This window comes from Leptospira bourretii (genome assembly GCF_004770145.1).
GTDB lineage: Bacteria > Spirochaetota > Leptospiria > Leptospirales > Leptospiraceae > Leptospira_A > Leptospira_A bourretii.
The window spans coordinates 193,882-220,461 of sequence record NZ_RQFW01000010.1 but is presented as its reverse complement, the minus strand read 5'-3'; the positions used below and the strand labels follow the sequence as shown (position 1 = coordinate 220,461).

The 26,580-nt window shown below is 37.7% G+C and carries 14 protein-coding genes; 4 read left to right on the top strand and 10 right to left on the bottom strand.

Features of this window, described 5'->3' with window-relative positions:
• Positions 1–139 precede the first annotated feature (139 nt).
• Genes ispG through EHQ47_RS05955 form a run of 3 tightly spaced genes read left to right on the top strand, consistent with a single transcriptional unit; the run spans position 140 to position 5,145 of the window.
• Positions 140–2,185 carry a (E)-4-hydroxy-3-methylbut-2-enyl-diphosphate synthase gene (gene ispG / locus EHQ47_RS05965; protein ID WP_135776774.1) on the top strand — a complete coding sequence of 682 codons (2,046 nt, stop codon included), beginning with the start codon at positions 140–142 and terminating at the stop codon, positions 2,183–2,185.
• 42 nt (positions 2,186–2,227) lie between these two features.
• Positions 2,228–3,913, top strand: coding sequence for a DUF2339 domain-containing protein (locus EHQ47_RS05960; RefSeq protein WP_135747248.1), 1,686 nt, complete (start codon positions 2,228–2,230; stop codon positions 3,911–3,913).
• Entirely contained in the window at positions 3,910–5,145 is a 1,236-nt protein-coding gene (locus EHQ47_RS05955) for a hypothetical protein (protein WP_135776773.1), read from the top strand. The genes EHQ47_RS05960 and EHQ47_RS05955 overlap by 4 nt, the downstream gene beginning before the upstream one ends.
• A gap of 70 nt (positions 5,146–5,215) precedes the next feature.
• Here the strand turns inward: EHQ47_RS05955 and EHQ47_RS05950 are convergent, their stop codons facing one another.
• Together EHQ47_RS05950 and EHQ47_RS05945 are read right to left on the bottom strand one after the other, a co-directional pair.
• Positions 5,216–6,304 carry an alkane 1-monooxygenase gene (locus EHQ47_RS05950; RefSeq protein ID WP_135776772.1) on the bottom strand — a complete coding sequence of 363 codons (1,089 nt, stop codon included), beginning with the start codon at positions 6,302–6,304 and terminating at the stop codon, positions 5,216–5,218.
• A 12-nt stretch (positions 6,305–6,316) separates the two neighbouring features.
• A complete protein-coding gene (locus EHQ47_RS05945) occupies positions 6,317–6,820 on the bottom strand; it encodes a TetR/AcrR family transcriptional regulator (RefSeq protein ID WP_135776881.1) in 504 nt (167 codons plus the stop codon).
• A gap of 559 nt (positions 6,821–7,379) precedes the next feature.
• Here EHQ47_RS05945 and EHQ47_RS05940 point away from each other — a divergent pair.
• Entirely contained in the window at positions 7,380–7,835 is a 456-nt protein-coding gene (locus EHQ47_RS05940) for a DUF1499 domain-containing protein (protein ID WP_135776771.1), read from the top strand.
• Positions 7,836–7,879: 44 nt separating this feature from the next.
• On the opposite strand, the gene carB is transcribed toward EHQ47_RS05940, so the two are convergent.
• From carB to kdpB, 8 genes are all read right to left on the bottom strand, one after another.
• Positions 7,880–11,200: a carbamoyl-phosphate synthase large subunit gene (gene carB / locus EHQ47_RS05935; protein ID WP_135750002.1), complete on the bottom strand. Its 3,321-nt coding sequence runs from the start codon at positions 11,198–11,200 to the stop codon at positions 7,880–7,882.
• 22 nt (positions 11,201–11,222) lie between these two features.
• Entirely contained in the window at positions 11,223–13,481 is a 2,259-nt protein-coding gene (locus EHQ47_RS05930; RefSeq protein WP_135776880.1) for a sulfatase family protein, read from the bottom strand.
• A gap of 41 nt (positions 13,482–13,522) precedes the next feature.
• Positions 13,523–19,123, bottom strand: a complete 5,601-nt coding sequence (locus EHQ47_RS05925; protein ID WP_135776770.1) for an alpha-2-macroglobulin family protein — start codon at positions 19,121–19,123, stop codon at positions 13,523–13,525.
• 175 nt (positions 19,124–19,298) lie between these two features.
• Positions 19,299–20,558, bottom strand: coding sequence for a porin (locus tag EHQ47_RS05920; protein WP_135776769.1), 1,260 nt, complete (start codon positions 20,556–20,558; stop codon positions 19,299–19,301).
• Positions 20,559–20,683: 125 nt separating this feature from the next.
• Positions 20,684–21,367 (bottom strand): response regulator, encoded by a 684-nt coding sequence (locus EHQ47_RS05915; RefSeq protein ID WP_135776768.1) that lies wholly within the window; start codon positions 21,365–21,367, stop codon positions 20,684–20,686.
• A 15-nt stretch (positions 21,368–21,382) separates the two neighbouring features.
• On the bottom strand, positions 21,383–23,956 hold the full coding sequence (locus tag EHQ47_RS05910; protein WP_135750003.1) for a sensor histidine kinase: 2,574 nt from the start codon (positions 23,954–23,956) through the stop codon (positions 21,383–21,385).
• On the bottom strand, positions 23,949–24,527 hold the full coding sequence (locus tag EHQ47_RS05905) for a potassium-transporting ATPase subunit C (protein ID WP_135748580.1): 579 nt from the start codon (positions 24,525–24,527) through the stop codon (positions 23,949–23,951). The genes EHQ47_RS05910 and EHQ47_RS05905 overlap by 8 nt, the downstream gene beginning before the upstream one ends.
• The gene (gene kdpB, locus EHQ47_RS05900; protein ID WP_135776767.1) at positions 24,524–26,578 is read right to left on the bottom strand and encodes a potassium-transporting ATPase subunit KdpB; all 2,055 of its coding nucleotides are present in this window, start codon (positions 26,576–26,578) and stop codon (positions 24,524–24,526) included. Before kdpB ends, EHQ47_RS05905 begins: the two co-directional genes overlap by 4 nt.
• Positions 26,579–26,580: the final 2 nt, after the last annotated feature.

Sequence of the window (26,580 nt, the reverse complement as noted above, 5' to 3'; positions counted from 1 at the left end):
CGTATCAAAAAGCCCGGTATTCTTCCTAAATAGATTTTCGGTCCAGGGAGGTTGGAAATTGAAACCCACAGATTTTTTTCATACTGCTTGCCCAAAATTTCGAATTTAATTTCCTAGATAATGAGAACATAAGATTCAAATGAGCACCAAATATAACGAATCGCCATTTTTCTATAAAAGACGTCCTACCCGGGAAGTGATGGTGGGTGGTGTAGGAATTGGTGGGAAAAACCCAATCCGCATCCAATCCATGATTACATCTAACACAAGAGATACGGAAGCAAGTATCAAACAAATTTCCGATTTAGAAAAAGCTGGATCCGAAATCGTTCGCCTAACAGTACCTAGTCAAGCAGATGCAGACAATTTACCAAATATACGCAAGAGAATGAAAGAACTGGGACTAAAAGTTCCTTTGGTTGCAGACATTCATTTTACACCCCAAGTGGCATTAAAATGTGTTGAGTGGGTGGAAAAAGTTAGAATCAATCCTGGCAATTTTGCAGACAAAAAAAAATTTGAAATCATTGAATATACGGATAAAGACTACAACGAAGAGTTAGAAAGAATTGAAGAAGTGTTTACTCCTCTTGTCCTTCGCGCCAAAGAATTGGGTGTGGCTATGCGAATTGGGACTAACCACGGGAGTCTTTCTGACCGCATTATGAACCGGTTTGGTGACACTCCACTCGGAATGGTGGAATCTGCATTGGAATTTATACGAATAGCGGAAAGAAACTCTTATCGAGACATTGTTGTATCCATGAAAGCTTCCAATCCACAGGTGATGATCCAAGCCTATCGTATGTTAGTTTCCAGGTTTTATGATTTGGGAATGGACTACCCCCTTCATTTGGGTGTGACAGAAGCGGGCGACGGTAAAGACGGAAGGATTAAATCTTCCATTGGAATTGGAAGTTTACTCGCAGATGGACTTGGTGACACCATCCGCGTATCACTTACTGAAGATGCCATATATGAAATCCCTGTGGCAAAAGAATTGGTACGAAAATACAACGATTTTTTCGATCAAAGTAACAAAACCCCCTCCGTATCCGATCCAGGTTCAGAATCACAACTCAAAGAAAAGGAAATACTTTATTCCGAATTTCGTGATCCATTCCAATATTCAAGATTCTATTCCAAAGAATTGGCTTTTGGGGAAACCAAAATTGGAGACAACTCTCCTGTTCGCATTGAAACATGTTTTCCTTTTTTTGGATCGGAATCAGCAGAAGAGGTTCTACATCTCATCCAAAGAGGTTCTAAGTCCGGTCGAATCCCTGAACTCATTCATTTCAAAATCAATTCAGAAATGGATCTAATCTCCCTTGGAACTAACGTCAAACGAGGATCATTCCCGCTTCCAGTTTCGGTGGAACTTTCGAAAGAACTAACTTATCAATATGATAGTTTAGCAGAAGACATTTACCGTTTCCAAAAGTGGGTCATTAATCCAAGTTTATTCTTTCAAGAATCGGAAGAGTCATGGGAAGATCTTCTGGATTTTGTCACTCGTTATGCAAAAGACAAACGAAGTGTAGAATGGAGTATAGAATCAGAAAACATTCATTTAATAGAAAAAATTGTAAAAGAATCGAAAAAACGAAAGATAAAAAATCTTCTTTTTTCTGTAAAAAATGGAGACCTCTTAACCGTCAGAAAATTGGCTTACCAATTACGAGAATCCGACTACCCGATTGTCCTTGTCCATCACTCAGAAGACAAAGAAGAACTTTTATATGAATCCTCCATTCATGTCGGAGGAAGTTTGTTGGATGGGATCGGTGATGTGATTCGATTGTCTTACGGCGATGGAGAACCAGAAGAGTCACTTCATCTGAGTTTTGATATTTTACAAGCCACAAGGCTTCGGCTCACCAAAACAGAATATATCTCTTGCCCATCTTGCGGACGAACGATGTTTGATTTACAGTCCACAACAGCAATGATCAAACAAAAAACAGGACATCTGAAAGGTGTAAAAATAGCTGTGATGGGTTGTATTGTCAATGGTCCAGGAGAAATGGCCGATGCCGACTTTGGCTATGTTGGTGCTGGGATCGGTAAGGTTCATCTCTACAAAGGGAAAGAAATTGTAAAAAAAGGAGTCTCCGAAACGGAAGCCGCAGACCTACTCATTGACCTCATTCGTGAAAATGGAATGTGGAATGATCCAGAATAAAAAGTAGTTCCCCTCTTTCTGCGAATATGAACCATTTCCTCCGTGGAAGAAAAAGAAACCAAAGAAATCCTGACTAGGATTCAATCGATGGAGAGGGAACTTTCTTTTTTAAAAGAAAGAGTTTTATCCCTCTCCCAAACCCAAACTCCTAAGGAATCTCCCCGCAGTATCTCGGATCCAATTCCTACAGTAGACCACCAAACAGAGATTCCATTAAACGAAGGCCCAAACTGGTTTGTCCAATGGATTGGAGAAAACCTATTTGTAAAACTAGGAGTGTTTTCTTTATTACTGGCATCCATCTGGTTTTTCTATTTAGCCATAGAAGAATATTGGATCAACGAATCGGTGCGGATTTGGATTGGACTTTTATTGGCCATCCCAGTATTAATTTATGGATTCAGAGTTCGAAATTCAAGGCCTTACCTTTCACCTAGTCTTATGGGTCTTGGAATTGCGGTTTTGTTTTCTGCCTACTATTCAGGGTATTTGTGGTACGATTTGTATTCAACTGAAACCTGTTTTGTTGGTTTGTTAATCCTTAGCTTAATAACAGTCGCAATCGCTCATTCACAAAAAAGTGAAGTGTTATTTGGATTTGCCTCTCTTGGTGCATTTTTAGTTCCCTTACTTTTGTCCACAGGACAAAACTCCTACCCGTTTTTATTTACCTATTTGTTACTTTGGAATGTCTTATTCTTTTGGGTAAGAAAAGATACAAACTGGAAAGTAATTCCACTTCTTTTACTAGCAGCAAATCATCTAATCTTCGTTGGATGGGCAGATAAAAACTTAGTAGATGCTAAGCCGTTTTTTCCAATTGTTTTCCAACTCGGTGTTTTCCTTTTATTTCTCTTAAGAGAATTTCAAACTTTAGAAACAACCAAACTGAAGGAACCAATTCTCACAATCACTGCAATAGGGTTTACGTTGGGACTTGGATTTGTTCAGTCTTTTTGGGTATTTTCCGTTTTTTATCCAATCGCAAAACCATTTTTACTCACCTTATTACTCATCCTATTTTATGGCCTCTATGAACGATCCATAAGAAGAACAGTTTTGAGTTTAGATAAGAAAAAACTATATGATGTCATTGGATTATTTGGTCTTCCATTCATTGTCAGTCTAATCGTGATAGGAACCTCAGGAAAACTTTTAGCTTTTAGCCTCATTAGTTTCGCTTTTCTTGTGACCATAACATCTACCTACTCCAAACAACTTTATATGTATTGGGCTGCCTTCCCAGTTTGGTTTTTTGCATTGTTCTATATTTTTGCCTTCACCTATCGCTCGCAAAATGAAATACCATTTTTGAATGGTCGATTTTTAGTATTTGCGACAGGTTCGATTTATTTAGTTCTTTCTTATCTCTATAGTAGAAAGTTTTCCGAGTTCTCCAAACTCTTCTTATATGCCGCATATCCATATTGGTTACTTGGCACATTCGTTGAAATATATCTTGGATTCCCAGAAGAGAAAAAATTATTCCTCTACACACTGAGTTTAATCGTGTATGGTTTGATCGCATTATCAACTGGATTCCTAAAAAAAATCCAATCTCTCAAGTATGTTGGATTTGGCTCATTATCTTTAGTCATCATAAAATTCTATTTATATGATTTTTGGAATTTGAGCTTAGGTTATCGAATTCTCGCCGGATTATTCTTAGGAGTAACTCTGATCGTAACAGGTACGTTATACAATCACTTCAAAAAGGAAACAAAATGAAACTTCAATACTTAATTTCCATCTTATTCTTTATTTCAACGACAACACAGGTTATGAGTAGGCCTCTTGCCGTACAAAACTTCAAATACAAAAAAGATTTAAAAATTTCAGGGAACCTTTCTCCAAATGGAATTGTAAAACTAACGTTAGATGAAGATATTTACAAACATTCGTTTTACGGAGACTTAAGAATCACTTACAATGGAGAGATTGTTCCCTACTATATTCAAAATGCAGAAGAAATTGCAAAAAACACGGAAAAAGTAAAACCTGAACTTTTATTTTCAAAAAAAGATGAAATGGAAATCTATGTATTGGAACTTCCCAAATTACCAGAGGGTATGAATTATACAAAACTATCTGTTTCTAGTGCGTATGATTACGAAACATCCATTACATTAAAATTAGGTGATAATCCTGATCAATTCGTAGATTCAAAAACTGTTTTTCTTTATAAATATGGAAATCAGTCTTCTGGAGAAATTGATTTAAGTGGAACAAAACATCGATTTTTACGATTAGAGGCAGAACCAGGCTCTGATTTAAAATTTCCAAATGCCACCAGGGCAAAACAGAACAAAAACTTATACTGGGAAAAATCGCACGCAGTCACAAACCCAGTGCTTGCAGAAAATCATTGTAAGTTTTTATTCCTAAACGAATCACAATCTGCATTCCAAATTTTAAAATTAGAATTTGAAGAAACAAATTGGGAACGTAGAATCACCGTTCGCGGGAAAATTAACAAAAAAGAATGGGAAACTGTATTTGAAGGAACTGTAAGCCATAACAAAGAAGATGGAGTTTTTTCAGAAATCCCACTTTCCAGAACAATCAATTCTGAATTTGAAATTGAAGTTTACGATGGCGAAAATGAAACTCTTCACCTAACGAATGCAATTACAGTGCAACCACTAGAAGAAATTTATTTTTTTGCAAACCAGGACGGAACAAAGGAAGGTTATTCACTTTATTATGGGAACCCTTACCAATGGCCCGCAGATTTTGATCCTTACTCCTATCCATCGGGAGATGAAATTAAAAATAACGAACCAAAATCAGCAAACCTTCTCGACGAATCAGAAAACCCTGACTTTGGTTTTAGTATTCTTTATCCACCTATGTCTGGATACATTGCCTCAGGACTATTTTACGTCGGAATTGCTGCGTTATTGTATTTGTTATTTTCGATTCTAAAATCAAAAAGGTCAGTATTACTCGAAACAGAATGAATTCTCACTGAACCCGTAAAGTTTTTCTTTGCGGGTTCATTTCCTTCTGAAGGAGTCTTCCAACTAATCTTTATTGTTTCAATTGATTCTTTAATTCCCAAGATTCTAAAATAGGATTCATCATTTGAAACCAAAGCGGAGGAACCAAAGCAACAAGAATCATCAATTCATAACCAAATGGCAATTGAGGAGCTTCTTCAAAATGGCGAAGGGCTTGGTATCTTCTACCGGCATTTGCATGATGGTCGGAATGTCTTTGTAAATGGAATAAAAATGCATTGGATACAAAATAATTTTGATTCCATGAATGAATGGGTAACACTTTTTCAAATTTACCAGGGCTTACTTCCTTTCGGTTTAACCCATAATGTTCAATGTAATTTGTAAGTTCCAAAAGTGAAAATGCAATCAATGATTGTAATAACAGAAACCCAAGAATATCCCAACGAATTGTACTCTGGGAATATAAAGAACCAAATCCGATCATAGAAATCAAAAATAGAGCTGTGATCACAAAATACCAAATCATCTCATTTCGATAATGAAATGAAACTAGTCCCAACTTTTTTAAACGTTTTGATTCTAATTCCCAAGCTGATTGATAAGCCCCTATGACAGTCTGAGGATAAAACTGATAGAAGGACTGATTCTTTTTTGAGGATGCGGGATCATTTGGAGTCGAAACATTTGTATGATGACCTCGGTTGTGTTCTATATAAAAGTGCATATAACAAACTGTCATATAAATTAATTTTGCCAAAAACTGTTCGTAACGAGTTTTTTTATGACCTAGTTCATGCCCTACAGTAATCCCAATTCCTCCCGTTACGATCCCAACTGAAATGGCAAATAAACAAAACTCAAACGTAGTATGTGGATAGGCAGCGATTCGATAAACCGACCAAACTACAAAACTTAGTTGAACATAAGCCCACACTTGCGTTAAATACCGGAAATAAGAATCGTTTTGTAACTTTAAAAAATTAGTTTCTTCCGGATTCGAATTGTCTTTTCCCCAAACAAAATCTAACAATGGTAAAATGACAAACACAGTCAGTGGAACGATTAAATAAGAAACACCACCCACCTCTTCGGCCAGAATCACTAAAATCGGCAAAATAAAACAAAGTAAAAAACTAAGTCTTTTGGTGAGTGTCATAAATTTATCTCCTTAATCTTTGCTTTGAAACAATACCATTAGGTTCTCCAAACCTTCAAAAAGTTCTGGCCAGTTAGTATCTTCTGTTGCGTTATTTTTCAAAAATAAAGCTCCCAAAAAAAATGACAGAAATGCCTTTCCACTATTTGTTTTTGCATTGGTTGGAAAGAATCGATCCAAAGCCGTTCGATACGAAGTAAATGAATCTTCCACTAGTTGCATAAGTTCACTTGATTCACTCAAGTGTCGCTTAACATCCACTGCCAGAAACATTAGGTTGATAAAATGCCCTTCGCGTTTCGCAACAAAAGCCATAATATCAGCAAGCCCCGTGTGACTTTCTGAAAGTTCCGTAATCTCTTTTTCATCGATAGCAACGAGTTGTTTTACCATGGACTCAAAGAGAATCTCTTTCGTTGGAAAGTAATGGTAAAGAGTTCCCGTTGAAACACCAAGTTCCTTTGATAATTCACGCATCGAAACAGAGGAGACCCCTTTTGTCACAAAAATGGGCATACACTTTGCCAAAAGTTCAGCTCGGTAAAGATCGTGATCGACTATCTTAGGCATAAAAGAGAGATCCTTTTATATCTAACGATTGTTTTATAAAAATACTTTTACCATACTTTGTCCATCTTTTTTTCTCAATTCCTTTAGATTTCCACAGTTTGCGAATATATTTCATTTAGTTTCGGTCCTTCCCTCAGCCAAACGACATCAAAGTCAGATTCTAGGCGGAATACTCCCAAGTACGAAGCACTAAAAAGAAAGTTCAAGCTAGAAACCGGAGCCAAAATACATAGGAAAGGGAATTCTGAATCTTAAAAAACGCTGTTGGGAGCCAACCTTGGCAGGTAGGAAGGGGTGATATTTGGAGGGATTTTCCTTCGGAAACGGGGTTTCCATTGGGACAGTCTGTATTTGATTTGGAAACTGACTTTCCTTTGAAACCGGTGTTCTTTTGCAAGTGAGTGCAAAAAGTAACTCACTTATCTTTTATACCCACTCGCTTTTTTCCCCAATGAAAGAAAGGAACAGTCCAATACAAAGAAACTCGCTTTAGGAACCGAAGCCAATGAATCAAAAACTCCGAATCATTCTCTCGCCCCTTTTTGTCTTTTTTTTCCTTTTTGTCGGATGCACAGGAACAAGACCAAACTACTTAGGAATCAAAACGGACAAACTCAACAATTGCCCTGCGACCCCCAATTGCATCACTAGTTTTGCTGATCCTTCGGACACTGTTCACTACCGAAGCCCAGTCACTTACAAAAAACCTTTAGTTGAAGCTTATAAAATTCTGAAGGAAAGGTTAGAACAATCTCCACGGACCAAAATCATCCAGGAAAATTCCAATTACATTTATACTGAATTTACTTCTCTCATCATGAGATATGTTGATGATGTAGAATTCTATTTTGATGAAAAAAATAAACTTCTTCACTTTCGGTCAGCATCCAGATTGGGAAAATCAGATTTGGGCGTGAATCGAAAACGAATCGAATCATTGCTAAAGGATTTGGATATCTAACAAAAAAACAAACATTCGTTAGAAAATCCAAATCCATTTAAGTATTAATTATTTTTGTGTTTCGCGTGAATTTCTTGAAGGGAATTCACGGAAAAACCCTTATCCTTCATTTCCACCAAACCATGAATGAGTGCCTTTGCTGCTTGTGCAGTTGTCAAACATGGAACTTTGTATTTAATTGCTGCTTGTCGGATCGTAAACGCATTCTCACGCGTAACTCTCGACAAAGGAGTATTAATGATCAGATGAATTTTCTTTTCCTTGATATAATCAATCACATTCGGGAAATAACCATCGTAGATTTTATTAATTTTACTAGATAGAATTCCATTATCAGAAAGGAATTTATGTGTTCCTTCTGTTGCAATGATATTATATCCTAAGTTTGATAATGACCGAATTGATTCTAATAATTCTTTTTTAGTTTTATCATTGATGGTCACAAAAACAGTTCCATGTTTAGGAGGTTCTTCACCTGCCATAATCTGAGCTTTGACAAAGGCTTCCCCTTTTGTCGTAGCAACACCCATTACTTCTCCGGTAGACCTCATCTCTGGACCAAGGATTGTATCAACTCCAGGGAATTTACTAAATGGTAATACAGCTTCTTTCACAGTAATCATTGGAGCGGAAAAACGTTTTCCCAATTTAAATGATGCCAATGGTTCACCTAACATCAATCGAACAGCAATTTTAACAACAGGGATACCGATTGATTTCGCAACGAAAGGAACTGTTCGTGAAGCACGAGGGTTAACTTCTAGGACATAAAGAGTTTCTTCTTTAATGGCATATTGAACGTTGATTAAACCTTTTACATTTAACTCCAAAGCCAAACGATAAGTCGCTTCTTCAATTTCCTGTAACATACGTTGAGAAATGGACTGCGGAGGCAACACACAAGCTGAGTCACCCGAGTGAATTCCCGCTTCTTCAATATGTTCCATTATACCTGCAATGAATACATCTTTGCCATCGCACAAGGCATCCACATCCACTTCAATCGCATCTTGTAAAAATGAATCTACTAGAAGCGGTCTATCTTCCGATACCTCTTCTGCTTCTTCCATATATTTATCTAGTTCCAATTCTTCATTAACGATGAGCATGGCTCTTCCACCCAAAACATAGGATGGCCTTACAAGAACCGGATAACCAATTTTCCTTGCGATCTCTCTTGCTTTATCTTTAGAAGCAGCAATTCCGTTATCAGGCGATTTTAGGTTTAGCTTTTCTAAAACTTCGGCAAATCGTTTGCGATCTTCTGCCCTATCAATGGAATCAGGGCTTGTTCCCATAATGGGAACTCCTCTTTTTTCCAATGACTTTGCTAATTTCAGCGGAGTTTGACCACCTAACTGAACAATCACACCATCTGGTTTTTCTTTTTTGAAAATTGCCATTACATCTTCAAGACTTAATGGTTCAAAATACAACCTGTCGGATGTATCGTAATCTGTAGAAACTGTTTCTGGATTGGAATTTACCATGATTGACTCCACTCCTGCCTCTTGCAATGAGAAGGAAGCATGGCAACAACAATAATCAAACTCAATTCCTTGTCCGATTCTGTTTGGTCCACCACCAAGAATCATCACTTTCTTTTTCGAAGTGACATCAGCTTCATCCTCTTCGTCATAAGAAGAATACATATAAGGTGTAAATGCTTCGAATTCACCTGCACAAGTATCAATTCTCTTATACACTGGATGGATATTTTTTTCTTCTAAGTATTTTTCGATGACCTCTTCTTCTTCTCGAAGGGTTTTTTCTACTTTGGCCTTTGTGATTTCGATCGCTGCACCACTTCGAACTTGCGCAAGAATTTGTTCCTCTTTAGAAAGGAAAGCAAGTTGGCGATTAGAAAAACCAGATCTTTTCATTTCTTCAATGATGGCTTTTCCTTCTTTTCGGAATTTATTTTCCAATTGATATAACTCTTCGAATTGGTAAAGGAACCAAGGATCAATTTTACAAATGTCGAAAATTTCTTCGACACTCATTCCAAAATCAAAGGCCATCTTCACATAGAAAATACGTTTGTCTGTAGGTCGTTTTACCTTTGCCGTTAACCAAGTTTTTCTTTCTTCTTTCGGAACAGACTCCCATTCCAAAAGTTCTTTTAAATAACCATCACTTCCAAATCCAAAACGATCAGTTTCCAGTGATCTGAGTGCTTTTTGAAAACTTTCTTTGAAGTTACGCCCAATGGCCATTGCTTCTCCAACGGCCTTCATCTGAACACCTAACGTTGGGTCGGAACCAGGGAATTTTTCGAATGCAAATCTAGGGATTTTTGTTACTACATAATCGATGGATGGTTCAAAACTAGCTGGCGTTACACGAGTAATATCATTCCTAATTTCATCTAAGGTAAATCCGATGGAAAGAAGTGCTGCAATTTTTGCGATCGGAAATCCTGTTGCTTTTGATGCCAAAGCAGAAGACCTAGAAACTCGTGGGTTCATCTCAATGACAATGACATCCCCATTTTCTGGATTCACCGCAAATTGGATATTAGAACCACCCGTTTCTACTCCAATTTCTCGAATGATATCAATCGACATATCACGAAGTTTTTGATACTCTCTGTCACTCAAAGTTTGTTGAGGGGCAACGGTAATCGAGTCACCAGTGTGAACACCCATAGGATCCAAATTTTCAATGGAACATATAATAACAACATTGTCTGCGAGGTCTCTCATAACCTCTAACTCAAACTCTTTCCATCCCATCACAGACTCTTCAACTAATACCTGCGAGATGGGGGAAGCAGATAGTCCTTTTTGTGTTATCTCTTCAAACTCCGCTTCATCATAACAAGTTCCTCCACCAGTTCCACCTAGGGTAAATGCTGGCCGAATGATGATCGGATAACCAATCACATCTTTTGCTTTCCTTGCCGCCTCCATGTCGGATACCATAAAGGATTTTGCAACTCGGATACCCAGTTTTTCCATTGCGAGTTTAAATAGTTCCCGATCTTCTGCTTTTCGAATGGCATCAACTTTTGCACCTATAAGTTCTACATTGTATTTTTCTAATACACCTTCACGATGAAGGGCGAGTGCCAAGTTGAGTGCTGTCTGACCACCTACGGTTGGTAAGATGGCATCTGGTTTTTCTTTTTTGATGATTTTTTCTAAAACTGGAACAGTCAGTGGTTCAATGTATGTTGCATCAGCAAGATCAGGATCCGTCATAATTGTAGCTGGATTGGAATTTACGAGGATCACTCGTATCCCTTTTTCCCTCAGTGCTTTCGTTGCTTGTGTTCCAGAGTAGTCAAATTCACATGCCTGCCCGATGACGATAGGTCCGGATCCGATGATCAAAATTGATTTTAAGTCGTTACGTTGCGGCATAGTTTCCTCTTTTTTTTCCTATTTAATTTTCATTGATATCAGATAAAGAACTTGGTATTAAATACTCTCCTGCGAGAGATGCATCTTCCCACTTTACCACCATTTGATACAACATGTCTTTCATTTTTATGGCCATGGGGTGGTTCGGATAAAGATTCTTTGTATTGAAAGGATCTTTTTTTCGATCATAGAACTCAAAAAGCACACCTTGGCGTGTGGGAATATAAATGAGTTTGTAATCAGAATTTTGTAAAGATCTATGTTTTGAAAAAGCAATGGTTTCTCTATACATTGGATCAGTGATCATAATTTGGTAATCTTCTTCAGGAACCACTTGGTGCAGGGATAATATATTCGGATAAGGGATTCTTTGTTTTTGAAAAAAATGATCCCCTGCATCAGAAAACCAAATTCCCGTTTCTGCATAAACCATTCGATCCTCAGCCCAATTAGACTTTCCAAGGACAGGCAACAAAGATCTCCCAGGAAACTCCTGTTTGGTGGAGATTTCAAAATAATCCATTAATGTTGGATAAATATCTACACTCGAGGTAATTCCGAAAAATTGATGATCTGGCTTTTTATGATTTGTCGATTTCGGAAATTTTATGATCAGAGGTACATGAGTCACTGCCTCCCCGCGTAAATGTTCTCCATGTCCTTGCCCATGTACATCTTCATACAAAGCTTCTCCGTGGTCTGCTGTCAGTATGATGATGGATTCATCATAGATTCCTTTTTCTTTTAATTCGGAAATGATATCTCCAAACTCAGAATCAAAAGCAAAAACAGCACTATCAAACAACCCACGAATCTGTTTTGTTTCTTCTTCGTTCGGAGTACTAGAATTAGTTGGATCTACAAATTTTAAATATTTATACTTACCATAATAATTTGGATCGGTAAAAGTTTTATAATAAGGATAGGCCGGGGTATAAGGAAAATGAATCACACTCGAAAAATAAGTTACAGAAAATGCCTGATTGCCTTCTCGTTTTAAAACTGATTGGAACCGATCAAAGATGCGACTCCCATCTCCCCAAGTAGACAATCCATCCATTTCTTCCAAATACATCCCACCTGAAAACCATGACCCAGTGAGAAAAGGCATAAGAAACAGTTGTGATTCGGCAGTTCGTTGCACCGTCATAATGCGAGCATTGAAGTTCGGAGCAAGTACCTCATCAAATCCAAAGTTGGCTCTAGGGAATATATCAGCAGCAAAACTTCCTATCGCATAACTTCGATATCCAATCTCCTTTAACTTTTGTTGGATGGTAGAAAAGGCTGAAGACCCAATCCTTTGTTTTTCCTCCGGTGACGGAAACATATCACGGACTTTGTGGCTCATTGCATATTGTCCGGTTAATAAATCCGCCCAACTAGGGAAAGTGCGAGGAATGGTGGTATGATGGTCATGGAACACAAAACTATCGTTAGCAAATAAATCGATATTCGGTGTGATACTTTTCTCTTCGAGTTTAAGCCCAATTTTATCATAACGAAGAGAGTCTGCTGCAATAATAAAAACAGGTGGCTTCCCTTTCGCTTCAGGGCGCGTAACCCCTTCAATCCTTATCCAGATACTGGGGATCAAATAAAGAAAAAGAAAAAAGAGGGAAAAAAATCCGTAAGTCTTAATATGGATTCTCTGGTAATGTTTGCCTTGCCAAAAAAGAATCACAAAATAAAGAATCCCTACCATATAATAGCCAGATGTATGTACGAGTCCCAGAACTAACACATGTAATATTGCAAAAAAACTTTCTTTGTTTTTATGAAGGTAAATTTGTTTCAAGAGAACTAAAAGAAATCCCAAAATAAGAATTCCCAAAACAAAACTAAAGTAAGTAGGACTTGTGTGATCAGTGAGAAAATACAGAAATGGAGCAAAGGAAGGATATCGAAAGAAAAAGAACTCACCATAAATTTGTGGGAAACTTACCATCGAATGGAACAAGGCAAAACATTCGATCATTACTACCCAAGTAGATAAGATATACCAAGAAACATCCGAATGTTTTAGAAAATGGTATGTTAGATATACAAGAGAAAAGAGAGTCAGGTGTAAAAAGAAAGAAACGGAAAATACTTTAAAAGTGGTAGAAAGATATACCCCAAAAAAAGCACCTAAGTATTGTTTCAGGAAGTCTCCAACATCCACTCCCATGATGGTAAAACTTGTATTAAAGATTAGAAAAAATAGATAAAAAAAAACGGTAAACCAAAAGGCAATTTTAAGGATTCTGATGGGGAAAAGAGGGGCTTGGTTCGGACCCATTAGAGTCATAATTCCAGGCCCTCTTTATCCGTAAACTTTTCCTAGTCCAGATTTTCCGAAATCCTCACAGTTTCATTCGGCCACTCCGCATGGGTCTCCGGCGAATACATTGCCTCCACCCGAGTGGAAGGCATTTGGAATGTCCCAACATGGTTCAATCGGAAGCTGTGTTCTAGGGTATGTGTTCCTTTAGGAAGATATTCAAAATACGCTCTGTACTGAGACAAAGTTTTCTCCTCAAAACTCAAATAATAGGAAGAATCCCCTGGTTTCCCATCTTGGCTGATGATTGACTCCCGACCGAACCCTCGGCCCAAAGGTAAGGATCCTGGTGGGATCGGATCTTCCACCACCACCCAGGTTTTATCAGAATCTGCTTGGATTTCAATTTTGACTCGGATTGTATCTCCTTTTGATAGAACTCCGGCTTTTGCCACTTGCAAAGGTTCCCAAGTTCGTTTCAAACGATAACCACTAGAAATGGGTGCTTTCAAAGGAAGGATGGATTTTACAGACCATTCCACCCATGGTTTGCCTTTTCCATCATAACTGACAGCAACCGATTCAGGATTCGTTCCGATATTTTGGGACACCGTTTGTTTTCCGTTAGGTTCAAGGCTAAATGATTCTTTGGATGATTGGATATTAAGTTTTCCACCAGTCACTTTTTCTGATTCCAAAAGTTTACTCACACGATCAAAAACCAAAATGGAATATGCATTCCCAAGTGTGGTATCGTAACTTCCTTTTTTTTGCATTTTAACAAAGGCTTTGATAAGACGTGGCATATCTTTTTTATAACTTGGTTCGGAGAAAGACCATAATAAAAGTTTAGCCATTGTATAATCACGACTACCCAAAATCCACCAAGGATTGGTGAAACCAGAAGCTGCCACGATGAGTTCCGATCCTTGAATATTGAGTCGAGATCGTAGTGTACTTGTCAGGCGAGATTTAACCGAACTATCTCCTCCATTTACCCTTCCCCAAATTTCTGATAGATCAATGAGAGAGGCAGTTGGTAAAAATTCCAAACCTTCAAAGATTGGTCTTACCTGTTCCCATTCAAAAGTTTGGTATCTCGTCAATGCTTCCCAAACAATGATCTTTCTCACAATGGAATCGGCGCCAAATTTATATCTCTCACCTTTCACACGCCCTTCTAAATATCCTTGTAAACCCGCAATCATCCTTGCCAAAGTTTCTTCAGGAATTTTTTTGTTGGCTAATTGCGCTGATGTTAATACATAAGCCGTCAAAATTTCGCTTCCATATTCCATACGAGCAAAGTATTTTACGAGTCCATCGTAATCTAAAAATGAATTTAAATCGGAGAATACATCATTCCACATTGATTCGGATTTGAGACCAATGGCTTTTGAAACACGTTGTTCCATACAATAGTAAGGATAGTTCTGGAAATAAGTTTGAATTCCTGAAAGACTTGTTAAAATTGTTGGCGAGGCCTTCCAGACCATTTTACCAGAGTTTGGTTGTGATCCTTCTGGAACTTGAACCGATTCTTTAATTGGTGTTTCATATAAAAAGAGACCCGCTTGGTATACTCTTTCTTTGTCTACCGGCAGGACAGTTTGTTCCACAGATAATTGGTCAAGGACCGTTCCATTCGGAGAAGAAACTTCCAAATGAAACTTACGTTTGGTCGTATTATCAGGAACATTTAAATCCCAAACTACAACTTTGGTTTCTCCAGAACCCAAAATCGCAGATTTTGTTTCTAAATCTTCTTTTGATTCCGCTCCACTTTTTAAATCTGTGACAGACAAACGTAACCTTAGTTGTTCTTTACTTTCCCCGGCATTACGAAGGGTCACTTCGTGTCGAAGGGTATCACCTAACCGAACCACAGGTGGTATTCCAGAAAACGATTGGATTTTTTGGGTAGTTTGGATTTTGGCCATTCCAGTTCCGAACTCTTTGACCCCCGATGTCGCAACGGCAACAATTCGAAAACTAGTCAGGGAATCATTTAGGGGAAAACTAAACTTAAGTTTTCCATCCTTTCCAACAATTGCCTTTCCCTTCCAATACACTAAGGTATCAAAAAGAGAACGAGTGGACTGTTTTCCGCCCCCTCCTCCTTCCGGTTTTGCTTTTAGACCAAAATGGCGTTTTCCTATGATCTGTGATTGGGCGGTTGAAGTTCCCACTGAATGGGGTCTTGTTCCCATCATCACATCCAGTAAATTCCATGTGGGATTTGGTGAAAGTTCAAGAAGTGCTTCATCCACTACCGCAAGTATGACTTCGGTAGATTCGGTAGGAATTTTTCCTTCCGCCGTTTTGATTTCTAATTCCACATTGGCAGTTTCTCTTACCTGATAAAATTTTTTCTCAGGGTTCACAGATACGGACAAAGTGTACGGTTTTGACCCCACCTTTAACATAGTAAGACCTAAACGGTAACCTGGCTTTGCTAAATCTACGAGTCCTGTGGGTTTAGGATCACCTACACGTCCCCTAACAAGTAATACCGATACAAAAACATTAGGAGCATATTCCTTTTTGATTGGAATGGAAATCACAGGTTCTTTTCCCGAAACTTGTGTGACAAAGTAATCAAGAACACCTTCTCTTTCTAAACTCACAAGAGCTGTTGCTTCTCTAAAAGGAGATCGAATTTGAACTTTAATCGTTTCCCCTACATCAACCAAACGTTTTTCAGGTAAAATGTCCATACGATTGTGGTCACTGACATCAAACCATGCTTCTTGTTTGGAACTCACCCAAACACTATATCCGGAATTGGTAATATTGCCGTTTGTATCTTTCGTTTCTGCAAGAAATACAATATCACCTACTGATGGAGATTTTCCTTCACAAATGAGAATTCCCTTAGAATCGGTTTTACCTTCGCAAAATTCTCCTAGTTTGGTTACTTCTTCATAATGTTCGTATGCATAAAATCCACCAACTAAACGTTTTCGATTGGAATAAAATTCTCTTTTGTAAGCGGTGACTTTTATTTTTTGTGAAGTTAGGATTTTATCTTTTGAATCGAGAGCCACTAACTGTAGTTTTACGTTGTCTTCTGTAAATAACCAACCATCTGGCAATATTCCAAGATGAACTTCTGCTGGAGAGACAGGGAAACTTCTGGATACAGTTTGAATTTCTCCGGAAGGATCCGCATATTCCATTTCTACTTGGAATTTTCCGTAACCGGGAATTGGTTTTAAACCACTAAAGGTATATTGTAAAAATCCCTTTTCATCAGTTTTGAGTGCAGTCGATAAAACGGTTGGTTTTGTTTCCTCAACTTCTTCTTCTTCATAACCACTCACTTTCCATTTTCCTTCTTTTAAGGTTTCTGGTGAAAAAGAAAAAGCTGAGTATTCTTCTTTGGGAGAATAAAAACTTGGGACCACTTGTGAACGTATTTTCACAGGAAAGTGAGATGCCCCACCTCCAGAAAGATATTCCAATCCAAATAAAACTTTAGACTCTTTTGGAGAGACTAACTCCTGTTTTTCGCCTGAAAGTTGAATATTCCCTTTGACCACCGGAAGACGAAACTCTTCCACCCGAAACTGTGTGATTGTTTCCCCATAACTTGCATCTTCATTGGAATAGGGATAATAAACAATGTACGTTCCATGTTTTGCAGTTTTTGGAATTTTAAATTCGGATTCTGCTTGTCCAGGAAACGACCAAACCAGTGGCAAAGGATAAGACTCTCCTGAACCTTCATGTTTGATGATCACCTGTTCTGGATTGTCTTTGGGATCTGCTGCGATGAGTCCTTTATTTCCAAATCCTCGACGAACATGTTTTAGGTGAACAGTTTCTCCTTTTTTAAACAATGTCCGATCAAGAACGATGGATTTAATTTCTTTGGAATGACCTGTTGTGACACTGGGTAGCTGGTAACGCCAACTTTCAATCCCTTTGTCCCAAGTGCTTGAGGTAAAACTAATATCATCATTCTTTTGAACAAAAATGGTAAGTCCAGAGCCTAACTCATGATAACCGCAATAAGGAACCTCTTGAAAATTTAAATTCCCAAAAAGCATTGTTCCATCTTTTCCTGTGATACCTGCACCACGTAAGTTTCCCTTACAATCTAAGATTTTAATTTGTACACCAGCTTCTGGTAGACCTTGGTCGAGGTTTGTCACCCAAACAAGACTAGTATCTTTTCCCCATTTAAAATGTGCCGAAAGGTTTGTGACAAGAGCTGCACTCGAAACATACATCTTTCCCTTTTTTTCAAGAAGGTTATTCCCGAGGACATCACTGGCAAGTTCAACCACATAAAAACCTGGAGTTTCCAAAGGAATTCCCACAACTTCCATTGGTTTTTTCCCATTCGGTTTCGGAAGTACAAAAGAGGAGATACCAGTGTTAGTTGATGGATTTTGAAATACAGACTGTTCTCTTTCTCTAGTTGCTAAAACTTGAAACCATTTTTGGATTTCCAAAATATCCATCGTCTTTTGAGTTTTCCCACCAACACCGAGAGAAATTGATTTTAAAGGTAAATTTGCTTCTAAATTTCGGAGAGTGACAGGTAACGCAGGTTTGGCTTTCGATTCTAAAATTCCAAATTTGGCACCAAACTTTGCAAGAGGCGGAAACTCATCTGTTTTAAACTTCAATGGAAAGGATGCTTGGTTTGATAAACTCCTGTTTGTTTCATCCTCAAGTTCGGGCAAACGAATTTCAAATTCGGTATTTTCTGGAAATGGCCCAGGAAAACTTACCCATTCATAAAACTCATTTCCTTTCTCAGCAATGGGAGACATGGGAAATTCTTTTCCATCTTTAGAAACAAGTTTAATTTTTTGTAAACTGGACCTGGATACAGCCGAACTAAATGAAAGCGAAACGGGAAGGATGGGAATACAATCTGCTTTTGCATTCACTCTCTCACAACTAAACCGAACAGAAAATACAGGTCTTACCGTAAAAGATAGAACTTCTTCTTCACGGATTTCACCACCCCAAACAGACTTAGTTCCCTTACCTAGTACTAATTGAATTTGTTTATCCGGCAAAAAAGTTTGTTTGGATTTTAATAGAACCGTTTCCTCTTTGTCTGCATCTCCGGTGGATTTTAAAATTGATTTTCTGTCTGAACCTGTGATGAGAACAATTGGAATTCGGTTTCCTAATTCCTCAGATCGAAAGTATACATATTTTTGAAAGGAACTTAGGTCTGGTTTCGCATCCAAATGCAAAACAAAAATTTGATCTTCCGTAATAGAAGATCCTTGGTAGGGAGAAGAGTATAAAACAGAAGGTCCACCCGTATGAAATGAAAATTTACGTTCGCCTTGGACTACTTCACCACTTAAAGTTTTTGTTCCGTCTTTTAGTTGGAAGGAACATTCCACTCCACCGGGAAGTTCTTTTTCATATTCATAAACCCAGGTTGTAGAATCCAAAAATCGGCTTGTACCTTGCAGTGGACAGTTGACTTGGAAGATGTCCACTTTGGGTCGGATGTCGCCAAGGGCAACCATAGGTTTGGTAAACCGAACGGTCACCTGTTTGGGTTGTTTGACAAATCCACTCGGCGTGAAAAATTCTATCGAAGCTGGTTGGGTTTGGCTGAAATCAGACTGAACCAAACCTAAAAAAAGGAGAAAAAGGACAGGATAACGAAACCGAAAGAACATGGAGAGAATCTAGGAAAAGGAATCGGTTTGGAAAGAAAAAAAAGAAAATCAGGGATACTAACCCCTCCCTGCGGGTATCATAAGGAGAAACATCTATGAACAGAATTTAGACCCAAAATGAGCCGGAAAGGTTCGGTTTTTCTCCTTATCTCTCTAAAAAAACTTTTACAATTTCTTAAAATTTGATGGAAAATGCTACGACGAAAAAATCCTCTTTTTTGGAAGTGGATGTATCGCGATAGGCAAATACAGAATCAGCAGACCTTCGATATACATATTCAAATCGAAGTAAACCTGGATCATATGAAAGGATATCAAAAGTCGTTGTATACCCGTTAGACATAAATCCATTCCGAGTTCCAGTATTCACCATCACTTGGAGTGGATCGTAAAAACGTTCCACCCGGAAACTCAATCGATATTCTGGTGTTAATAAAAAACTTGCCCAGATGGTACCATGATACCATTGACGATACGCGTTTGATGTTGTTTCACGATACTCACCTAAACTTGGATCATAAGTAGCCAACCACGGTTCATATATGTAACTTTGTTTCGCTTTCTGGGCGCCAATATCAAACTGGCCTACCAATTTAAATCGATCGGTTACAGTCCATTCAAAAATACTATTGTTGTAGTATCTCATTTGTTTTCTTTCGAAGTTAGGTGCTTCATTACCGACAAATTGATTTAGTGTTAGAGTAAAATGCTGATTAAAAATATACTTCAACTGACTTCCAAATGATTTATCTTTATTATTATCAGTAATGTTTTGCCAGCCATTTAAGATTTGTATCTGCCCACTTAATTTGTCTGTGAATTGATGTGACAATCGAACTCCCGATGAATAATATGGAACGTAATCTAAGGCATAGGCCCGTGTATAGTTTGTATTATTTTGGGAGATCCAAGATTCATAACCAATATTTCCAAAAAAAATACCTAAGTCGACCCAAGTATCTTTTCCAATTTTGAATCCAGTATATGCCTCTTGTATATTCCTAACAGACATTTGATTAGAATACTTTTCGGTAGATAGTTCTCCCGCATAATTTGCGTTCACCGATGTTCCCCAATGAAAAGCTAGTCTTCCTCTGTATTTATTTTCTTCTACTTTTGCTTCCAAATAAGCTAGATTGATATTAAATTCGTTGTTTCGAACTCCTTGGGTGGTAAAATTTCTTTCGGTATCTTTTGGAAGGTTTCTATTATACAAATAATAGGAGTCTATAAAACCACCTAACTGCACAGAATTAGGTAAATAAATTGTTTTAGGAACAGATTCTATTTTCTCCTTTTTATCGCTTAAAATCAATTCCTCTGCGTGGATCTGAGAAAAAACAGTCAATACACAAATCGTTAATGAAAGAAAGGTTCTAAAAACTTTGGAATTTCTCCAAAAGAAGTTGGGAAAAAAATTTAATTGATCTAACATATAAGATCAATTTAGCATTTTTAAAACTGTCTTACAATGTTTGGTGAATTATGATTCTGGATTTTGCCTTAAGAAATTATTAAGATAAAATTTTTTCCATCCGATTCGAAAATTTTAGATTTTGGCTATTGATTTACCCAGCGATATCCCACGCCAGGCTCGGTAATTAAAAACCTGGGGTCACTAGGAGAATCTTCAATTTTTTTACGAAGTTGGGTAATATGTACTCTTAATGAATTCATTTCATTTAGCGCTTGGTCTCCCCAAATCTTTTTAATCAGAACGTCATGAGTAATAACTTTCCCTGCATTTTTAATTAAAAAGGTAAGGATCTGAAATTCCGTTGGAGTCAACCGAACCTGAGTCTGATTTTTAATGACTTGATAGTTTACAAAATCAACAACCAAACCTTCTTTTTCCCAATTGGTCGGTGTTTCTTCGATGGGTAACCTACGCAAAGCAGTTCGAATCCTTGCGAGAAGTTCTCCCATACTAAATGGTTTTGTAATATAATCATCTGCGCCTGAATCAAGTAAGGCGATCTTATCTTCCTCAGAACTCATCACAGACAAAACGATAAAAGGAACTTCTGAAAATGTACGAACATCCCTTATGACCTCAAGACCAGAACCATCAGGGAGTTGTAAATCAAGTAAAACTAATTTTGGAGAATGAAGAGCGATGGATTCTGTGGCTTCTTTTTTGGACACTGCCTCAACTGTCTTATACCCTTTTGCCTCCAGGGCAATCCGTAACATTTTTCTGATTGCACCGTCATCATCGACTAAAAGTATCAAATCCTTTGCCATATACGTTTTTTCTAACTAAGAAATAGGTATGTCAATGAGAAACCTTGCACCTCCTTCACTCCGGTTCGCAGCTTCAATGTTTCCACCATGCAACTCAACAATCGACTTGGTTATAGCAAGACCCAGTCCAGTTCCAATTTTGCCAGATGATTCCCCTCTGTAAAACTTCTGAAAAATCCTTGAAGAATCAAGTGGAAGGCCATTGCCGTTATCTTCTATTATCCACTGAATTGAGCTTTCGGTTTTTGCGAGTGATATCCAAACAGTTGAACCTTTTGGAGTATACATGCAAGCGTTATAGAGTAAATTAAAAATAGCATGAGAAAAAAGCACTCTGTCTAGCTCAATGGGTGAATCCAACTCATTTAATTGAATCTTTATCGTATGATTTATTTTGTTTTTCCCCAAATACGAAATCGAATCGTGTATAATTTCAGATGGATACACCTTTTCTCTTTTCAAAGTCAAATATCCGGATTCAATGCGACTAATATCCAAAAGATTTCCCAATAACAAATTCAAGACCAATGAACTTTCTTGGATCTCTTCAATTAGATTTTTTCTAGCATTTATATCTGCATCAATATCTGGATCAAGGAGGGCGGATGCCGAACCCTGAATGGATGTCAGCGGAGTTTTTAATTCATGTGATAATGAATTAAAAATCAGATTGTATAATTTTTCTGATTCTTTTATTAAAAAATTTTTTCTAGAATCTTCTGAAAGAATATCACGATCCAGAGCCAATGCGACTTGGTTCGCTACAGTATTCAGAAGTATTTCTTTTTCCAAACTTGGTTCTTCATATGAAATAACGTTAATAACACCAGTGATGCCACCAGGGGAAACTAGAGGATAAAATGTAGCGTTGGCAAGAGATAATGTTTCGGTATATTTTCCTGCAGGTTTTCCATTTTTGATCGTCCATGTCGCAACGGCTAAATCTTTCGTATCCTCAATAACGGGAGAAAACTCACCACCTTGGTAAAAATGCAGTTTTACGGGAAAAGGAAAAATTCGCTTAAAAAACAAATCACCTGTTTTTATAATTTCCGATGCGGTTGAGGTTTTAGATAAATTTTGAGTGAGCTCATAAAGAAATGATAGTTTTTCTTCTCTTGACCTGAGTTTTAATTCATTTTTTTTAAGCCTCGCCGTTAAACCTCCATTAATAAGCGCAATCAACATAAAAATAACAAACATCAAGGCATCTTCTAACTTCGAAATGTAAAAAGTATAAAGAGGTGGAATGAACAAAAAATTCCAAAATGAAGCAGATAGAATCGCTGCAAGTAATACAGGCCCACGACTAAAAAACATTCCAAGGACTGCCACATAAAACAAATACAGGATTGAAATTGTCCAGTATCCAATATAGGAAATTAAAAATTGGTTGCACAAGGTAACAAGTGATGTTAATGCAAACACAGAGATATATTGTCGAATCCCCGAAGAAGGGATTAATTTTTTATAAAAATCAAAATGAAATGTTTGATCATCCAAATAAGGGACAATAATGATTTCTACATCCCGAAGGTGTTTGATGATTTTAGATGAAATATTTTTTTGAAATAATTCTCCGAAAAAACTTTTTTTAGACCCTCCGATTAGCAAACGATTGATTCTTTTTTCTCTTGCAACTGTTACAATTCCCACCACTGGATCAGATTCAAAGGAATGTACAACTTCTGCGCCGAGTTCTTTTGCAAATCGAATATGAGAACGAATGAAATTTGCTGCTTCTACACTTTTGTCCTCTTCGTTTTCCGAAAAAAAAGCATACAACTCTGAATTTCTCTCTAATGCCAATCTTTTTGCATATCGAAGTAAGGTTTTAGAATTTGGACTCGCAGAGATAGCAACTAAAATCCGTTCTCTACCTTGTGGCATTCGTTTCTCTACATACTTTGCCGTATACGACAACGACAATTCTCTCAGATAAGTTAAATTCTCTTTTTTAAAAAAATTCTCTTTGGCAGAAATTATTTTTTCAGGAATGTAAACTTTTCCTTCAGACAATCTCTTTAGCAACTCATCTGGGATAATATCAATTAATACCAGTTCGTCTGCTCTTTCAAGAATACTATCGGGAATCGTCTCTTTGACTGGGCTTTGAATGATTTTTTCGATAGAGTCCACTTGACTTTCCAAATGTTGTACATTGACAGTGGACAAAACATTTATTCCTGCATCTAAGAGTAAAAAAACATCCTGATACCTTTTTTTATTAATCGAACCAGGGATATTGGTATGAGCAAGTTCATCAACCAATACATAACTTGGTTTTTCTTTTAAGATAGTTTCGACATCCATCTCTTCCCATACCTTTCCCCTATATTCAATTTTTTTAAGAGGAACGCAGTCAAGACCCTCGACCAGAGCCTTCGTATCATCTCTTCCATGAGTTTCAACGATACCGATTTTTACATCTTCCCCATCATCTTTTAAATGATGAGCTTCGGTTAACATCGTGTAGGTTTTACCAACACCAGGTGACATTCCAAAATATACTTTTAGAATGCCTGTTTTCTTTGTTTCTTCTTGATTCGCTAACGAAAGAAAATCTTCCGGGCGTTTTCCTTCATTCATGGGTCATTTGTTTCCAAGATAGATTTAGTTTTGTGACATTTACACGGTCTCGACCCATCATTCCCCATATTGGATATTCGATGTTTTGTTGGATCAACTCATTTATAACATCAAGAGGAACCTTAGAAACCCGGTGAAGAAATTCAGCCTGTTCACGGGCACAACCGACGGAAATATGTGGATCTAGTCCAGAACCCGAACTATACAATAGTTCGGAACAAACTGTATGGCGAATTCCCAAACGATCCAATTCAAGTTTTCTTTCGTTTATCATCGTTTGTAATTCCAAACTAGAAGGACTCAAATTAGAAGCTCCACTCGGTATCTTTCCATAATCTGCAGCACTTGGCCGATACCGAAACATAGAATTTGAATTTAACTTTTGAGATAGAAGCTCTGAACCAACCACTTTTCCATCTAACCGAATCAAACTTCCGTTTGCTTTCTCTAAAAAAAACAATTTTGTTATACCAGTTATAGTAAGTGGATAAAGGAACCCAAACGCAAACAAGGATATAAACAAAAACCGAATCACAATTTCCCATTGGCTCGAGATTTCGTTCTTCTTCATAAATAACCTCCAGAAATAATTGAATCAATGAGTTTGATTCCTAAAAATGGGAAGATCATTCCCCCACCCCCATAGATCAAAAAATTTCTTAATAAAGCCGAATCGGGTGATTTAGGAACATATTTAACTCCACGAAGAGATAGTGGAATGAGGGCCGGGATGACAAGTGCATTAAAAATCACGGCAGATAAAATGGCATGATCTGGGCTAGATAAATGCATGATATTCAGTGGAGCCAAAGGCAAAAACAAAGCTGGAAGGATGGCAAAGTATTTTGCAATATCATTGGCGATACTAAACGTAGTGAGTGCTCCCCTTGTCATCAGCAGTTGTTTGCCAATTTCAACAATCTCAATGAGTTTACTCGGATTACTATCCAAATCGATCATGTTACCAGCTTCCCTTGCGGTTTGGGTACCAGTATTCATGGCGACACCGACATCTGATTGTGCAAGGGCTGGCGCGTCATTTGTTCCATCACCAATCATTGCCACCAAATATCCGTTTGCTTGTTCTTCTCTGATCCGTTTTAATTTTGCTTCAGGTGTGGCTTCTGCAATAAAATCATCCACACCTGCTTCGGCAGCAATAGCTGCCGCGGTTAATGGATTGTCACCAGTGATCATCACAGTCCGAATCCCCATTCTCCTTAAAGTAGCGAACCTTTCTTTGAGTCCACCCTTTACAATATCTTTCAATTCAATGATACCAAGGAGTTTATTTCCCTCTGCTACTAAAATCGGAGTACTACCTTTTTTTGAAACTTCATCCGATATGATCTGTATCATTTGAGGAATGGTTCCCCCAAGGCTTTCTACATGTTTTCGAATAGAATCATAAGCCCCTTTACGAATGTTACGAATCTGATTTCCGTTTTCAAAAATCTCAACTCCACTCATTCTTGTTGATGCCGAAAAAGGAATCCAACGGATATCCAAAGAATTTAAATTTCTTTCACGAATCGCATACTTTTGTTTGGCGAGAACAACAATTGACCTTCCCTCTGGAGTTTCGTCGGAAAGTGATGACAACTGACTTGCGTCAGCCAACTCTTCCTCCGTAACACCGACAGAAGGATAAAATTTATGTGCCTCTCTATTTCCCAATGTAATGGTCCCTGTTTTGTCTAAGAGCAATACATGGATGTCACCAGCGGCTTCCACTGCCTTTCCACTTTTGGCAATGACATTACAACGAATTAACCTTTCCATCCCAGAAATTCCGATCGCACTGAGAAGGGCGGCAATAGTTGTGGGAATCAAACAAACAAATAAAGCAAGCCAAACAGAAAAACGGAAATTCCAATTTTGACCGATTTGATTTCCTACAAAATTAGCAATGGGAATCATAGAAAGGACTGCCAATAAAAAGAGAATTGTCAGCACAAAAAGTAGAATGCCTAAGGCAATTTCATTCGGAGTTTTTTGCCTTGTAGCTCCTTCAATCATAGTGATCATTTTATCGATAAAACTCTCACCAGGTTTTGTTGTGATCTTAATATATAAATGATCTGAGATGACTCGAGTTCCTCCTGTGACAGCTGACCTATCCCCACCACTTTCACGAATGACCGGTGCAGATTCTCCCGTCACTGCAGATTCATCCACACTGGCAATTCCAGAAACTACGTCACCATCACCAGGGACGATATCACCTGCTTTCACAAAAACGAGGTCGCCAACTTTTAATTCATTGGAAATGATTTCTGAAAAATTTTCATCTCCAATCGATTCCACTTTTTTAGAAATCGTTTTTGATCTTGTCTTTCGTAAACTATCTGCTCTTGCCTTACCTCTTCCCTCGGCAACACTCTCAGCAAAGTTTGCAAAAAACAATGTGAGTAAAAGCCAAAAAAAGATAGAAAGTTCATTTTGGAGTGGAATCCCCGAACCTAAGTAATACAAAATTTGTATCATTAATAAGAATGTACCGATCCATACAGTAGCCATCACAGGATTTGCAAAGGCATACTTAGGAGAAAACTTTTGAATGGCACCATTCAAGGATACTCCCAAAAGTTCTTGAAAAATTATATTTTTAGATTTTAACATAT

What these genes read in the sequence shown, in the direction of transcription:
- carB (WP_135750002.1), bottom strand. Translation starts at nt 11,200, where the DNA reads ATGCCGCAACGTAACGACTTAAAATCAATTTTGATCATCGGATCCGGA.
- EHQ47_RS05940 (WP_135776771.1), top strand. Translation starts at nt 7,380, where the DNA reads ATGAATCAAAAACTCCGAATCATTCTCTCGCCCCTTTTTGTCTTTTTT.
- EHQ47_RS05955 (WP_135776773.1), top strand. Translation starts at nt 3,910, where the DNA reads ATGAAACTTCAATACTTAATTTCCATCTTATTCTTTATTTCAACGACA.
- kdpB (WP_135776767.1), bottom strand. Translation starts at nt 26,578, where the DNA reads ATGTTAAAATCTAAAAATATAATTTTTCAAGAACTTTTGGGAGTATCC.
- EHQ47_RS05905 (WP_135748580.1), bottom strand. Translation starts at nt 24,527, where the DNA reads ATGAAGAAGAACGAAATCTCGAGCCAATGGGAAATTGTGATTCGGTTT.
- ispG (WP_135776774.1), top strand. Translation starts at nt 140, where the DNA reads ATGAGCACCAAATATAACGAATCGCCATTTTTCTATAAAAGACGTCCT.
- EHQ47_RS05945 (WP_135776881.1), bottom strand. Translation starts at nt 6,820, where the DNA reads ATGCCCATTTTTGTGACAAAAGGGGTCTCCTCTGTTTCGATGCGTGAA.
- EHQ47_RS05915 (WP_135776768.1), bottom strand. Translation starts at nt 21,367, where the DNA reads ATGGCAAAGGATTTGATACTTTTAGTCGATGATGACGGTGCAATCAGA.
- EHQ47_RS05930 (WP_135776880.1), bottom strand. Translation starts at nt 13,481, where the DNA reads ATGGGTCCGAACCAAGCCCCTCTTTTCCCCATCAGAATCCTTAAAATT.
- EHQ47_RS05950 (WP_135776772.1), bottom strand. Translation starts at nt 6,304, where the DNA reads ATGACACTCACCAAAAGACTTAGTTTTTTACTTTGTTTTATTTTGCCG.
- EHQ47_RS05925 (WP_135776770.1), bottom strand. Translation starts at nt 19,123, where the DNA reads ATGTTCTTTCGGTTTCGTTATCCTGTCCTTTTTCTCCTTTTTTTAGGT.
- EHQ47_RS05910 (WP_135750003.1), bottom strand. Translation starts at nt 23,956, where the DNA reads ATGAATGAAGGAAAACGCCCGGAAGATTTTCTTTCGTTAGCGAATCAA.
- EHQ47_RS05920 (WP_135776769.1), bottom strand. Translation starts at nt 20,558, where the DNA reads ATGTTAGATCAATTAAATTTTTTTCCCAACTTCTTTTGGAGAAATTCC.